The sequence below is a fragment of the Stenotrophomonas sp. TWI587 genome, from assembly GCF_039674145.1.
In the GTDB taxonomy this organism is placed as follows: domain Bacteria; phylum Pseudomonadota; class Gammaproteobacteria; order Xanthomonadales; family Xanthomonadaceae; genus Stenotrophomonas; species Stenotrophomonas maltophilia_AY.
Genome location: NZ_JBDJMW010000009.1, coordinates 114,942 through 127,646 on the forward strand (window position 1 = coordinate 114,942; position 12,705 = coordinate 127,646).

Sequence of the window (12,705 nt, forward strand, 5' to 3'; positions counted from 1 at the left end):
CTCCAATGTGGTTACATAAAACGCTCATGACTACTTCGAATACGCTCGCCCGATTCGGCGCGACGGCTGCCCTGCTCGCCGCCACCGCCACCGCGCACGCCCAGGTCCAGTACCGCTACGAACAGGTGGGCGAGGTCAAGGTGTTCTATCGGGAGGCCGGCCCCCGTTCGGGCCCCACCGTGCTCCTGCTGCATGGGTTCGCGGCGTCGTCGTACATGTACCGGGACGTCATCGAGGCGCTGTCGGACAGATACCACGTCATCGCCCCGGACCTGCCCTCCTTCGGTTACACCGAGGCACCTGCGCGTGGCGCGTATGACTACACCTTCGACACCCTGGCCGCGACCCTGCAGCGCTTCACCGAGCGGTTGAAGCTGGAGCGCTACGCGCTGGTGGTGCACGACTACGGCGCCCCGGTGGGATGGCGTCTCGCCAGCGCGCATCCAGAGCGGATCACCGCCCTGATCTCGCAGAACGGCAACGCTTACGAGGACGGCCTGGCGAAGGGGTGGGATCCGATCCGCGCCTACTGGAACGATCCCAGTGCGCAGAACCGCGCTGCCCTGGCCGAGTTCCCCACGGCCGCTGCGATCAAATGGCAGTATCTGGAAGGCGTGCGCGACCCCAGCCTGGTGGCGCCGGATGGCTACACCCTTGAGGGGCTGCATGTATCCAGGCCCGGCAACGCGGATATCCAGCTGGACCTGCTGCTGGACTACGCCTCCAATGTGCGGCTATACCCCGCCTTCCAGGCCTACTTCCGGACGCATCAACCGCCGCTGCTTGCCGTGTGGGGGCGAAACGATCCGTACTTCCTGCCCGCCGGTGCGGAGGCGTGGAAGCGCGACATTCCCGATGCCGAAATCCACTTTTTCGATACCGGGCACTTCGCGCTGGAGACGCATGCGGACGAGATCATTCCGGTGATCCGGGAGTTTCTGGATCGGAAGGTTGGCGCGCACCGAAGCGGAGCGCAGTCGAGTCGTTGAACAACAGGAAACGCGTCGGCAGGCAGAATCCCCAGCGATCCCAAAACGTTCCGGCCGCTGCACGACGATCCAGATGATTGAGTCAATCCGACCGTCCCGTTCAGAGTTCACAAGGTGGCGTCGAACGCGTCCCGTTGGGTCGTATGCCAGCAGAAGGGAAGGGTGCGATCTGGCTTCCAGTGGATAGGGGGCAAGGATGCCAACACGTTTATCTGGTACGCGAAGTTGTTGACACTCGCGAGGCAGTAGTACGCTGGATGCATTGCATGCCAGCGCATGTGGCAGTTGTTTACCTTTTTGGTAGGCACAACCGTTCTGATTTCTGATTTTTACGGATGTAAATGAAACCCCAGTAAGCCACTGTGCTTGCTGGGGTTTTTCTTTTTTGCGCGGGAAGCTCTATTTCCGCTGGTCTGGCGCCGGTCTTCTGCTCTTGGTCGTGCACGATGGGTCTCGACTCAAGGAAGGAGTGACGGCATGCTGCTGACGGACCAGGAACTCAAGCATGTGCTCAACGTCGAGTGGGGAATGCGGTTCTGGCGCTGGTTCCGCTGGGTCCTGCTGGTCATCCTGGCAGTGGCCGCGACCGGCGGTTACACCGGCCTGATGAAGCAGGCACCGAATGCGTGGCTGATCGCCGGCGCGGTCTACCTGCTGGTCGCCTGGCCGGACTCTGCCGCGCGTACGTCTATCACTCGTTGCGCCGCATGATCGACGCCGACCCGGAGGCGCGCGAGCAGCTGCGGCAAGCGATGCATCGCCGGCGATGAGCGGGTGCCTGCGGGCGACAGCCATCACGCGCGTGGTGCCCTGCAGCATGCGTTTTCGTGCACCGCGTCTTGCAAAAAAATGATGTCCTCCTCTATGGTGCAATCGATTGCATTGCAGCGGATCGTCAGCGTTTGATACCGGTTGGGAGGCCGGAAGACGGATGTCCATCCATTCGATCAGACCGGCGCCGGCATCGGCACCGGGGCTCACGCGGCGCGATGCACTGCGCCTGGCGGCCGCCGCGAGCCTTGGGCTGGGTGCTGCGGGCGTGCTACCGGCGTTTGCCGCGGCCGCGCCGCTCAAGGGCAACCTGAAGCACTCCGTCGCCCGCTGGACCTTTCCGCAGCAGTCGGTTGCGCAACTGTGCAGAACGGTGAAAGACATCGGGTTCGCCGCCATCGATCTGGTCGGCCCGGAAGACTGGCCCACGCTGAAGGCCCATGGCGTGGACAGCTCGATGTGCAACGGTGCGGAGCTGGGCTTGACCAAGGGCTTTGCCGGCCGCGAGTTCCACGACCAATTGGTCGAGCGCTACACGCAGCACATCGATCTGGTCGCCGATGCCGGCTACCGCAACCTCATCTGCTTCTCCGGCAATCGCAACGGCATGGACCCCGAGGAAGGCCTGGCCCATGCCGAAGCGGGGCTCAAGCGCATCCTCCGGCACGCCGAGAAACGCAACGTCGTGTTGGTGATGGAACTGCTGAACTCCAGGGTCGATCACCCCGACTACCTCTGTGACACCTCCGCCTGGGGCGTGGCGCTGTGCCAGCGGCTCGGCTCGGACCACTTCGGCCTGCTCTACGACATCTATCACATGCAGATCATGGAGGGCGACATCATCGCCACCATTGGCAGGCATCACGACTGCTTCAAGCATTACCACACCGCGGGGGTGCCTGGCCGACACGAGATCGGAGACCAGCAGGAACTCAACTACCCCGCCATCTGTCGCGCGATCCGCGACACCGGTTTCGATGGGTATCTGGCGCAGGAATTCATGCCTGCGGCACCAGATCCCGTCGGCTCGCTGCGCGAGGCCATCGGCCTCTGCGACGTCTGAAACGATATCCACCAGGTGAGAAATCCATGGCAGACAATCATTACGACGCGATCGTCGTTGGCTCGGGAATCAGTGGCGGTTGGGCGGCGAAGGAACTGACCGAGAAGGGCCTCAAGGTGCTGATGCTGGAACGTGGCCGCAACATCGAGCACGTGAAGGACTACGTCAATGCGATGAAGGAGCCGTGGGACTTCCCGCACCGCAACCGGCCAACCCAGGCGATGAAGGCCGCTTTTCCGGTGCTGATGCGCGACTACGCGCTGGCCGAGAACCTCCAGGGCATGTGGGCCGACGAACAGGAATCGCCCTACATCGAGACCAAACGCTTCGACTGGTTCCGCGGCTACCACGTCGGCGGGCGTTCGCTCATGTGGGGCCGGCAGAGCTATCGCTTCTCCGACCTGGATTTTGAGGCGAACCTCAAGGACGGCCTCGCCACCGACTGGCCGATCCGGTACGCCGACATCGCACCCTGGTACGACCATGTGGAGAAGTTCGCCGGCATCGCCGGCACCCGCGAAGGGCTGGACGTGCTGCCGGACGGCCAGTTCCTGCCGCCGATCCCGCTCAATATCGTCGAGAAGGACGTGGCCGCGCGGATCAGGAAGGCCTTCGGCGGAACGCGGCACATGATCCACTCGCGCACTGCCAACATCACCCAGCCATTGCCCGAGCAGGGTCGGGTCAACTGCCAGTACCGCAACAAGTGCATCCTCGGCTGTCCCTTCGGCGCGTATTTCTCGACACAGGCGGCGACGCTGCCGGCGGCCATGAAAACCGGCAACCTGACGTTGCGGCCGTTCTCGATCGTCAAGGAAGTGCTCTACGACAAGGACCGCAAGCGTGCGCGCGGGGTGGAGGTCATCGATGCCGAGACGGGGCAGACCTATGAGTACACGGCCAAGGTCATCTTCCTCAACGCGTCCTCCTTCAACTCGACCTGGCTGCTGATGAACTCGGCTACCGATGTGTGGGAGGGCGGGCTGGGCGCATCGTCGGGCGAGCTTGGCCACAACGTGATGGACCATCATTTCGGTGCGGGCGCCTCCGGCCGGGTCGAAGGGTATGAAGACAAGTACTACTTCGGCCGTCGTCCCTGCGGCTTCTACATTCCCCGCTTCCGCAACGTGGCTGCGGACAAGCGCCGCTACCTGCGTGGCTTCGGCTACCAGGGCGGTGCCAGCCGCATGGGATGGTCGCGCGAGATCGCCGAGCTGAATATCGGTGCCGACCTGAAAGAGGCGCTGACCGTGCCCGGTGACTGGCGCATCGGCATGACGGGCTTCGGCGAGATGCTGCCGCACCACGACAACACGATCCGCCTGGACAGCGACCGCAAGGACAAGTGGGGACTGCCGGTGCTGGCGATGGATGTCTCCATGCGCGCCAACGAACTGGCCATGCGCAAGGACATGGCCGCCGATGCCGCCGAGATGCTCGAGGCCGCCGGCGTCAAGGACGTGGAGATGCATGACAATGACTACGCCCCGGGCAAGGGCATCCACGAAATGGGGACTGCGCGCATGGGCCGTGACCGCAGCACCTCCGTGCTGAACCAGCACAACCAGGTCTGGGATGCGCCCAACGTCTATGTGACCGACGGGGCGTGCATGACCTCCAGCGCGTGCGTGAATCCTTCATTGACCTACATGGCGCTGACGGCACGCGCTGCCGACCATGCCGTGCGCGAACTGAAAGCGGGGAATCTCTGATGGACCGCCGCGAACTGCTGAAGATGATCGTCGCCGCCACCGGTGCGGCCATGATCGGTCTGCCCGCACTCGGTCAGGCACAGGCTCCTGCCGCAGGGGCGAAGTCGCGCTTCTCCGACGCGGATGTCGGCACGCTGGATGAGATTGCCGAGACCATCCTGCCGCGGACGAAGACGCCGGGGGCGAAAGACGCAGGCGCCGGCTTGTTCATGGCGACGTTCGTCAGCGACTGCTACACCGCCCGGCAGCAGGCGACGTTCCGTGCCGGGCTGGTCGACATCAACAAACGCGCCGGCGGCCGCTTTGATTCGCTCGCACCGCAGGCCCGCGCCGAGCTGCTGCGCGCGCTGGATGCAGAGGCCAGGAAGCACGCGGTCGAGGTGACCGAGACCGGCACGGCCGAGGAAGGCGAAGCGATGCCGCATTACTTCACGATGTTCAAGCAGCTGGCCATCTTCGGTTTCTTCACTTCGAAGGTGGGCGCGACCGAGGTGCTGCAGTACGTCGCGGTGCCGGGGCGCTACGATGGCGACCTGGCCTATGTTCCTGGCACGCCTGCATGGGGGACCAGCTGATGGAGCGCAACAGAATGATCACGCCCGGGCTGATCGCCGCTGCAGTGCTGGTTGCCATACCTGCGCTCGCGCAGGCCGGTGCCGACCCTGCGCGCGATCCGAAGAAGACCGAGGTCTGGACGCCGGTGCCCGCGAGCGTGGCCACGCCCCCAGGAAAGGCACCCTCCGACGCGATCGTGCTGTTCAATGGCAACGATGTTTCCGCCTGGGAGTCGGAGCAGGGCGGGCGCGTGCCCTGGCGCGTCGCCGATGGCGCACTGACGGTGGTTCCGGGCAGCAAGGGCATCCGCACCAGGCAGCACTTCTGCGACATCCAGCTGCATGTCGAGTGGCGCACGCCTGTCGAGACCAAGGGCTTCGAGGGCCAGGACCGCGGCAACAGTGGCGTCTTCCTGCAGGAACGCTACGAGCTGCAGGTGCTCGACAGTTACAACAACCCGACCTATGCCAACGGCCAGGCCGGATCGATCTACAAGCAGGCCATGCCACTGGTGAACGCCGCGCGCGCGCCGGGTGAGTGGCAGGCCTACGACATCCTCTGGAAGGCGCCGCGCTTCTCGCCGGGGGGCGGGCTCACTTCACCGGCGCGCATCACCGTGCTGCACAACGGCGTTCTGGTGCAGGACGACACCGTGCTGGCGGGCAAGACCGAGTACATCGGCGCGCCCTCGTATTCGCCGCATGGGTGTGCGCCGCTGTACCTGCAGGAACACGATTCAACGGTCAGCTACCGCAATATCTGGGTGCGGGAGCTGTAGGGGCACACGGCCGGCGTGGTCGCCGGCCGCTTATTTCGCCAGGTAACTGGCGAGATTGTCGATTTCCTGTGGCGACAGCTGGGAAAACGGCGGCATCAAGCCGCCGCCCTTGCTGATCTTTTCCTTGATCTGCGCCGGCTGCAACCGCTTGGCGACATCGGTGAGTGCGGGGAACGTCGGGGGAATACCGGCCCGATTCGCGCCGTGGCAGGCCGTGCAGTGCACGGCATAGAGTTGGGCGCCAGCGGCCGGGTCGTCCTTGGACCACGCTGCGGGGGGCAGCACCGTGCCGCAGAGCGTCAGGGCCAGTATCAGGATCTTGTTCACGAGAGGCTCCTTGGCGGGTTAGCGCGGGGCGCTGGCGGGCAGCGTGGTGGTGAGTCGCTGACGCAGGTAGTCCGTGCCCGTCTTGATGACCTTGGCCGGATCACGGGGGTGGTCGTGCTCGACGATGTACCACTGCACGCCTGCCGCCGCGGCGGCATGCAGGATCGCGTTCCAGTCCAGCACGCCCTGGCCAACGGCGGCGAAGCCGCCCTCGTCGTCGGCCTGGCCTCTGGGTGCGTTGTCCTTGGCGTGTACCGCGAACACGTGGCCACGGAATTTGCCCAGCATCACCACCGGGTCGTGGCCCGCACGGGCCACCCAGGCCAGGTCCAGTTCGGTCTGCAGGTCGGGCCCAGCTGCAGCGAACAGCAGTTCCAGGCCGGTTTTGCCGTTGACGTCGATCAGCTCGAAGTCATGGTTGTGGTACGCCAGGCGCATCCCCTGGGCTTTTGCCAGCACCGCGATGCGGCCCAGTTCCTGGCCCAGTGCAGTCCAGCCTGCGGCATCGGTCGGCCGATCTTTTTTGTCCAGGTACGGCACCACCAGGGTGGTGTTACCTATCGAGCGGTTGAAGGCCACCACCCCGTCCAGGTCGCTGCGTAGATCGGCCAGTTGCACGTGGGAGGAAATGACCTTGATCGAGTAGCGCTCCAGCAGTTGCTTGAGTTCGGCGGCGCTGACGTTCTGGGTACCGACGGTCTCCACCGCGCCGACGCCCGCGTCATGAACGATCTTCAACTGCTGGTCGAGCGTGCCGGCGTCGCGCAGCGTGTACATCTGCACTGCGATGGGCGGCTGTGAACCGGCGGGGTCGCCTGCGAAGGCGGGCAGGGCAACGAGCAGCAGCAGTGCGAGGGTAGTGGACCTGCGCGTAGCGATGTTCATCAACACATCCTCCCGGGATTCAACCGATGGTGGTCCAGGCGCGTGACCTGGCCGATGCAATCACGCGGTCGACGATCAACGCCGAACGCAGGCCGTCCTCGAAGGTGGGCAGACCCTGCGGCCGCTCGCCGTCGATGGCGTGATAGGTGTCGGCGACGAACGCCTCGAAGCAGTGGCCGTAGCCCTGCGCATGGCCGGGCGGCAGCACCGACAGCCGCCGTTGTTCGGCACTGCCGGCACCCGGCCCACGCACGAAGGTTTCCTCGCGCTGGTCGGGCCGGCCGATCCACAGCCGTTCGGCGTCCTCCTGGTTGAACGCCACGCTGGCCCGGGCGCCGTCGATCTCGAACCAGAGGCGATTGTGGCGTCCGGCCGACACCTGGCTGACCGTCAATGACGCCAGCGTGCCTGCGCCGGTCTTGAACATCGCCGCAGCCACATCTTCGCTGGATACGGCCTGCATCGCGCCACCCGCCGCCGGCGTGGTGAAGCTCTGGCCGGTGAGGGCGCCGCGCTCGGCGAGCACGGTGGCGAACGCCGCACTGACGTCGACGAAGCGCTCGCCAGTGACCCATTCCACCAGGTCGCACCAGTGCGAGCCGATGTCGGCGAACACGCGCGATGCGCCGCCCAATGCCGGGTCCACGCGCCAGTTGTTGCTGGCCGGGTCCAGCAGCCAGTCCTGCAGGTAGCTGCCGTGGATCAGGTGCAGCGGGCCCAGCTCGCCCTGCGCGATGCGTGCGCGCGCCTCACGCACCACCGGGTGGTAGCGGTAGACGAACGGCACCGTGGCGACCAGCCCGGTCGAGGCGGCCAAGGCGGCCAGCGCCTGGGCGTCCTCCCGTGTGGTGGCCAGCGGTTTCTCGCAGACCACATGCTTGCCGGCTTCCAGCGCCGCCTGCGCCATGGCGCGGTGCAGATGGTTGGGCGTGCAGACGTGCACCACCTGTACCTGCGGATCGGTGACCACCTCTTCGATGTCACGATAGGCGCGCGGGACATTCCATGCCTGCGCCACGTCGCGTGCGCGTTGCGGTGACGAGGCGGCCACGCCCCGGATATCTGCTCCCGCCAGCAGCGCTGCGCGACGATGCACCGCGCCGATCATGCCGGTGCCGATGATGGCGATTCCAAGCGTTGGCATCGGGTGCGGTCCTCAAGGTGTGGACGGTGCGGCCGTCACCACTGGCCGGTCGCGGAACAGCAACAGGAAGGCGATCAGCACGACCAGCGCGACGCCCGCCGGGAACAGCCAGATCTGCTGCCAGTCCGGGCCAGCTGCCGTGGTGTAGTGCTCCACCACCGCGCCGGACAGGAACGTGCCGATCAACATGCCCACGCCGTACGTGGCCAGGGTGATGAACCCCTGCGCGCTGCTGCGCGCGGCGGGGCCGGCATGCGCATCGGTGTAGATCTGGCCGGTGACGAAGAAGAAGTCGTAGCAGATGCCGTGCAGCACGATGCCGATAACCAGCAGAGAGAAGCCGCTGCCTGCATCGCCGAAGGCGAACATCGCATAGCGCACTACCCACGCCGCCATGCCCACCGCCAGCATCGTCTTCACTCCCAGCCGCACGAACAGCAACGGCATGGCCAGCATCAGCAGCACTTCGGAGACCTGGCCCAGCGATTGCAGGCCGGCCGCGCCGCGCACGCCCAGATCGTTGAGGTACGGGTTGGTGAAGTTGTAGTAGAACGCCAGCGGGATGCAGATGGCGATGGAGGCCAGGAAGAACACCAGGTAGGCGCGCGACTTCAGAAGCCGCAGCGAATCCAGCCCCAGGATCTGTCCCAGCCCGGCGTCGCGCTGTTGCGCCAGCGGCGGCGTGTGCGGCAGCGTGAACGCATACAGGCCCAGCGCCAGCGACGCCATCGCCGCCATCCGGAACGTCAGCTCGAGCCGATGCGCCTGTTCCCAGCCCAGCCAGCCGATCAGCACGCCGGCCACGATCCAGCCGACGCTGCCGGCCACCCGCACCAACGGGAACTGTTTCTCGGGCGATTGCATGTGCCGCATCGCCACGCTGTTGGCCAGTGCCAGCGTTGGCATGAACAGCAGCATGTATCCCATGACATAGACGGAGAAGGTGCTGAAGTCCGTCGCCGTGGACGCCAGCCACATCAGCGCCGCGCCAGCGAGGTGGAGCACCGCGAGGATGCGCTGCGCTGCGAAGTAGCGATCCGCGATCAGGCCGACCAGGAAGGGCGCGACGATGGCGCCGATCGATTGGCTGAGGAACGCCGTCGCGACCTGGCTCGCGCTGGCCTGCAACGGCCCCTGCACCAGGTAGGTCCCCAGGGTGACGAACCATGCCCCCCAGATGAAGAACTGCAGAAACATCATCGCGCCCAAGCGCGACATGGTGTGCGTCATGGCTTGCCCTCCCAGGCAGTGATGGCTCAGATCCCCAGCATGCGGCGCAGTGATCCAGAATCGGTGCCGCTGTCGGCAAAGTCGTCGAAGGCGCGCCCGGTCACGCGGATGATGTGGTCGCGGATGAAGGCGGCCCCTTCGCGCGCGCCGTCTTCCGGGTGCTTCAGGCAGCACTCCCACTCCAGCACCGCCCATCCGGGAAAGTCGTACTGCGCGAATTTCGAGAAGATCGCCTTGAAGTCGATCTGCCCATCGCCGAGCGAGCGGAACCGGCCCGGACGATCTATCCAGTCCTGGTAACCGCCATACACGCCACTGCGCGCGCTGGGGTGATACTCCGCGTCCTTGACGTGGAAGATGCCGATGCGCGCGTGGTAGCGGTCGATGAAGCCGAGGTAATCCATCTGCTGCAGCAGCAGATGGCTGGGGTCGTACAGGATCTTTGCGCGGGGGTGATGGCCCACCACGTCCAGGAAGCGCTCGAACGTCGCGCCGTCATGCAGGTCCTCACCCGGATGGATCTCGAAACACAGATCCACGCCGCAGGTGTCGAACGCATCCAGGATCGGACGCCAGCGGCGACCAAGTTCGGCGAACGCTTCGTCCACCAGCCCGGGCGGGCGTTGCGGCCAGGGATAGAAGTAGGGCCAGGCCAGCGCGCCGGAGAACGTGGCATGCGCCGTCAGGCCCAGGCGCTGGCTGGCCTTGGCGGCCAGCAGCAGCTGCTCCACCGCCCAGGCCTGGCGGGCCGCGGGATCACCCCGTTTGTCCGGCGGTGCGAATCCGTCGAACAAGCTGTCGTAGGCGGGGTGGACGGCAACCAGTTGCCCCTGCAGGTGGGTGGACAGCTCAGTGATCTGCAGGCCGTGTGCCTCCAGCATGCCGGCCACATCGTCGCAGTACGTCTGGCTGCGCGCAGCTTCGGCCAGATCGAACAGCGCGGGAGCGCTGGTAGGCACTTGTACGCCAGAATACCCCAGCCCCGCGGCCCAGCCGGCCAGCGTGTCCAGCCGATCGAACGGAGGTGTGTCGCCAATGAACTGCGCCAGGAACAGTGCTGGACCCTTGAGCGTTTTCAAGAGGATTCGCCCTCCATGCAATCGATTGCATTATCCTAGCAGGGGCATTCGAAAGATCCGTTGTGCACTGCACAGCGGAAGGAAGAAGTAACCTCATGGCCACCATCTACGACATCGCAAAGCACGTCGGCGTCTCGGCCGGCACGGTGTCGCGGGCGCTGTCCCGGCCGGAGAAAGTGCTGCCGGCCACGCGCGCGCGCATCGAGCAGGCGGCCGCCGCGCTGGGCTATGTCCCCAACACGGTGGCCAGAACCCTCAAGACCCAGCGCAGCGGCAAGATCCTGGTCACCGTGCCGGACATCGCCAACCCGTTCTTCGCCCAGATCCTGCAGGGCGCCGAGGACGCGGCGCAGGCCGTGGGTTATGCCGTCCTGCTGGGCGATACCCAGAACCTGCCCGAGCGCGAGGAGCGCTATGCGCAGATGCTCCGGCGCAACGAGGCCGATGGTCTGATCGTGCTGGGGCATCGCCTCCCGCCTACGGCACGTGACATCGTCCAGCAGCAGGGCAGTGCCGCGCCGGTGGTCAACGGCTGCGAGTTCGATCCTGCGCTGGGTATTCCCAGCGTCCACATCGACAACGCGGCCGCCGCGCGCGCCGTGATGGACCACTTGTATGGCCTGGGACACGAGCGCATCGCCGTGGTCGGTGGGCCGCCGGACAATCCCCTGCACCAGCAACGGCTTGAAGGGGTTCGTGCTGCCGGCAAGGCGCGCGGTCGCCTGCGTCAGCTGAGCATTGTCCCGGGTGACTTCTCGGTGCAATCCGGCCATGCGGCCGGGATGGAACTGCTGGCCCGCGCGTCGGTGCCGACCGCGGTGTTCTGCTTCAGCGACCAGATGGCGCTGGGCGTCCTGGCGGCCTGTCGGGATCTGGGCATCGGTGTGCCCGATGGTCTGTCTGTCGTCGGCTTCGACGACCTGGCATCCTCGCGGTATCTCACGCCTCCGCTGACGACGATCCAGCAACCGATGCGGGAGATCGGTGCCCGCGCGGTCCATCTGCTGCTCGCCATCATCGAACGTGTCGATGTGCCGCTTCAGCAGACGCTGGATTTCAGTTTGATGGTGCGAGGCTCGACTGCAGCGCCCGCATTGCATCCACTACCATGGGCCACCCGTCAGGATGCGCCCGCATGTCCACAGTGATCCCCGCGTTGCCCAAACCGCCCACTGCCCGCATCGCGGCGTGGTTGCTGATGCTGCTGGGCATGTGGCTGGCGCTCAAACTCGGGCTGGTCGTGACACTGCTGTCCGGCCTGTTGGTGTTCCACCTGACCCATCTGCTGGCCTCCACCGTCGAAGGCAAGCTGCCGCCGGGGCGCGCACGGGCCTACTCGGTGATCGTGCTGTCAGCCCTGATCATCGGCGCGTTGACCCTGGCAGCGATCGGCATCGCCTCGTTCTTCCGCAACGAGACCGGTGGCCCCGACGCGCTGCTGATGCGCCTGATGGACATCCTCAACACCTCCCGCCACCAGGTGCCGGATCTGCTGCAGCCCTATATCCCGGAAGACCTGGAGGCGCTGCGAACGGCCATGAACGACTGGGCGGCAACCCACCGCCAGCAGCTCGGCATCGCCGGCACCTCGGCGGTGCAGATCAGCGTGCGGATCCTGATCGGCATGGTGCTGGGCGCGATGATCGCGCTCTACGACGAGCTGCCCTTGCCGAAGATGGGGCCGCTGGCCCAGGAGCTGATCGGCCGCACCAGCCGCATGGCCACGGCGTTCCGGCAGGTGGTGTTCGCACAGGTGAAGATCTCCCTGCTCAACACGCTGTTCACCGCCATCTTCCTGCTGGGCGTGCTGCCGCTGTTCGGGGTGCATCTGCCGCTGGCGAAAACCCTCGTGCTGATCACTTTCCTCGCCGGCCTGCTGCCGGTGGTGGGCAACATCATCTCCAATACCGTCATCACCATCGTTGCGTTGTCGGTGTCGTTCTACGTGGCCGTGGTCGCGCTGCTGTATCTGGTGGTGATCCACAAGCTGGAGTACTTCCTCAACGCGCGCATCGTCGGAGGGGAGATCCAGGCACGCGCGTGGGAACTGCTGCTGGCGATGCTGGTGATGGAAGCTGCGTTCGGGCTGCCGGGACTGGTCGCGGCGCCGGTGTTCTACGCCTACATCAAGCGCGAACTGCTGGATCAGCGCTGGATCTGAGGGCCGGGCCG

At 65.7% G+C, this 12,705-nt stretch carries 13 protein-coding genes; 8 read left to right on the top strand and 5 right to left on the bottom strand.

Going from position 1 to position 12,705, the window contains the following annotated elements; genetic code table 11:
- The first annotated feature begins 26 nt into the window (after positions 1–26).
- From ABE464_RS15235 to ABE464_RS15260, 6 genes are all read left to right on the top strand, one after another.
- Positions 27–989, top strand: coding sequence for an alpha/beta hydrolase (locus ABE464_RS15235; RefSeq protein ID WP_346472646.1), 963 nt, complete (start codon positions 27–29; stop codon positions 987–989).
- Between the two features lie 477 nt (positions 990–1,466).
- Positions 1,467–1,700, top strand: a complete 234-nt coding sequence (locus ABE464_RS15240) for a hypothetical protein (protein WP_265309439.1) — start codon at positions 1,467–1,469, stop codon at positions 1,698–1,700.
- Positions 1,701–1,920: 220 nt separating this feature from the next.
- Positions 1,921–2,823, top strand: coding sequence for a TIM barrel protein (locus tag ABE464_RS15245; RefSeq protein ID WP_346472647.1), 903 nt, complete (start codon positions 1,921–1,923; stop codon positions 2,821–2,823).
- Positions 2,824–2,849: 26 nt separating this feature from the next.
- A complete protein-coding gene (locus tag ABE464_RS15250) occupies positions 2,850–4,535 on the top strand; it encodes a GMC family oxidoreductase (RefSeq protein ID WP_346472648.1) in 1,686 nt (561 codons plus the stop codon).
- Positions 4,535–5,110 carry a gluconate 2-dehydrogenase subunit 3 family protein gene (locus tag ABE464_RS15255; protein WP_346472649.1) on the top strand — a complete coding sequence of 192 codons (576 nt, stop codon included), beginning with the start codon at positions 4,535–4,537 and terminating at the stop codon, positions 5,108–5,110. Before ABE464_RS15250 ends, ABE464_RS15255 begins: the two co-directional genes overlap by 1 nt.
- Complete coding sequence (locus ABE464_RS15260; protein ID WP_346472650.1) at positions 5,095–5,868, top strand: DUF1080 domain-containing protein; 774 nt, start codon at positions 5,095–5,097, stop codon at positions 5,866–5,868. The genes ABE464_RS15255 and ABE464_RS15260 overlap by 16 nt, the downstream gene beginning before the upstream one ends.
- Before the next feature lie 30 nt (positions 5,869–5,898).
- On the opposite strand, the gene ABE464_RS15265 is transcribed toward ABE464_RS15260, so the two are convergent.
- From ABE464_RS15265 to ABE464_RS15285, 5 genes are read right to left on the bottom strand one after another with little or no spacing between them, the layout of a single operon-like run.
- Entirely contained in the window at positions 5,899–6,195 is a 297-nt protein-coding gene (locus ABE464_RS15265) for a cytochrome c (protein ID WP_346472651.1), read from the bottom strand.
- A gap of 18 nt (positions 6,196–6,213) precedes the next feature.
- Positions 6,214–7,080, bottom strand: coding sequence for a sugar phosphate isomerase/epimerase (locus tag ABE464_RS15270; protein ID WP_346472652.1), 867 nt, complete (start codon positions 7,078–7,080; stop codon positions 6,214–6,216).
- A 19-nt stretch (positions 7,081–7,099) separates the two neighbouring features.
- Positions 7,100–8,224 carry a Gfo/Idh/MocA family oxidoreductase gene (locus ABE464_RS15275; protein ID WP_346472653.1) on the bottom strand — a complete coding sequence of 375 codons (1,125 nt, stop codon included), beginning with the start codon at positions 8,222–8,224 and terminating at the stop codon, positions 7,100–7,102.
- A gap of 12 nt (positions 8,225–8,236) precedes the next feature.
- On the bottom strand, positions 8,237–9,454 hold the full coding sequence (locus ABE464_RS15280) for a nucleoside permease (protein WP_346472654.1): 1,218 nt from the start codon (positions 9,452–9,454) through the stop codon (positions 8,237–8,239).
- Positions 9,455–9,480: 26 nt separating this feature from the next.
- Entirely contained in the window at positions 9,481–10,533 is a 1,053-nt protein-coding gene (locus ABE464_RS15285; RefSeq protein ID WP_346472655.1) for a sugar phosphate isomerase/epimerase family protein, read from the bottom strand.
- A 95-nt stretch (positions 10,534–10,628) separates the two neighbouring features.
- Between ABE464_RS15285 and ABE464_RS15290 the strand changes: the two genes are divergently transcribed.
- Both ABE464_RS15290 and ABE464_RS15295 read left to right on the top strand, forming a co-directional pair.
- Positions 10,629–11,681, top strand: a complete 1,053-nt coding sequence (locus tag ABE464_RS15290) for a LacI family DNA-binding transcriptional regulator (RefSeq protein ID WP_346472656.1) — start codon at positions 10,629–10,631, stop codon at positions 11,679–11,681.
- Positions 11,669–12,694, top strand: a complete 1,026-nt coding sequence (locus tag ABE464_RS15295; protein WP_346472657.1) for an AI-2E family transporter — start codon at positions 11,669–11,671, stop codon at positions 12,692–12,694. Before ABE464_RS15290 ends, ABE464_RS15295 begins: the two co-directional genes overlap by 13 nt.
- Positions 12,695–12,705 lie beyond the last annotated feature (11 nt).

Coding starts and splice junctions, on each gene's coding strand:
- ABE464_RS15245 (WP_346472647.1), top strand. CDS start 1,921: ATGTCCATCCATTCGATCAGACCGGCGCCGGCATCGGCACCGGGGCTC.
- ABE464_RS15280 (WP_346472654.1), bottom strand. CDS start 9,454: ATGACGCACACCATGTCGCGCTTGGGCGCGATGATGTTTCTGCAGTTC.
- ABE464_RS15255 (WP_346472649.1), top strand. CDS start 4,535: ATGGACCGCCGCGAACTGCTGAAGATGATCGTCGCCGCCACCGGTGCG.
- ABE464_RS15270 (WP_346472652.1), bottom strand. CDS start 7,080: ATGAACATCGCTACGCGCAGGTCCACTACCCTCGCACTGCTGCTGCTC.
- ABE464_RS15290 (WP_346472656.1), top strand. CDS start 10,629: ATGGCCACCATCTACGACATCGCAAAGCACGTCGGCGTCTCGGCCGGC.
- ABE464_RS15250 (WP_346472648.1), top strand. CDS start 2,850: ATGGCAGACAATCATTACGACGCGATCGTCGTTGGCTCGGGAATCAGT.
- ABE464_RS15235 (WP_346472646.1), top strand. CDS start 27: ATGACTACTTCGAATACGCTCGCCCGATTCGGCGCGACGGCTGCCCTG.
- ABE464_RS15275 (WP_346472653.1), bottom strand. CDS start 8,224: ATGCCAACGCTTGGAATCGCCATCATCGGCACCGGCATGATCGGCGCG.
- ABE464_RS15295 (WP_346472657.1), top strand. CDS start 11,669: ATGTCCACAGTGATCCCCGCGTTGCCCAAACCGCCCACTGCCCGCATC.
- ABE464_RS15260 (WP_346472650.1), top strand. CDS start 5,095: ATGGGGGACCAGCTGATGGAGCGCAACAGAATGATCACGCCCGGGCTG.
- ABE464_RS15240 (WP_265309439.1), top strand. CDS start 1,467: ATGCTGCTGACGGACCAGGAACTCAAGCATGTGCTCAACGTCGAGTGG.